We start from the raw sequence: 693 nt of genomic DNA on the forward strand, positions 1-693 counted from the left end.
GCGCCAGGCTCATCGTCCGGTAGTGCTTCTCACCGCCCTGAAGGGGCCAGGGCGGATCGACCAGGATGGTGGCAAAGCCACCAGGCGGCAGGCCAGGGATGGCGGGTGATGAGCCAGCGCCCTCGGAACTGCTCCGACTGGCTGAGGCACCGGTACTGTGAATCGTCATGTCTCCAGCACGAGGTCGGTCAGTACGGCGTTCCTCTGTTAGCGAGCCAGCACCGGACGCCGTCACGCTGGCGTTCTGCTTCGTCGCTGCGCCTTCCTGCCTGGCCACGTCACCTCGCCGAGAGGCCGCTCCCCCAGCGCATGCTCGTCTTGTCTGTTTCGTCTGCTGCATGATGTCCCTCCTTTTTTGTTCATACGTGCTATTTACTCCGGGCGAGCCAGCCGCCAGCTATTTCGCACTTCGGCAGCAAGTTGCCCTTATCCCATACATTCCACGAACACTTATTCGAAGCAAGAGCCGAGAATTTACATTGCCAAGCGACGCGACACACGCCGCTTGTGAGCCGTTTCTGTGGTGCCACCCCAGCACACAAAATGGACACACGCACCATTTAGTGGCCACGAAAGTCGGTGCTGTAGTTTTTGCAACAAGTGGGCGAAAACGACGCAGCATGTGGGCGGAGAATGGAGCCGATTGCTCACGGCTGCCACTCGTCCGACCGAGCCGGTCGCTGCTGCGTGCAC

The organism is Actinomyces sp. HMSC075C01 (genome assembly GCF_001812965.1).
Lineage (GTDB): Bacteria > Actinomycetota > Actinomycetes > Actinomycetales > Actinomycetaceae > Actinomyces > Actinomyces acetigenes.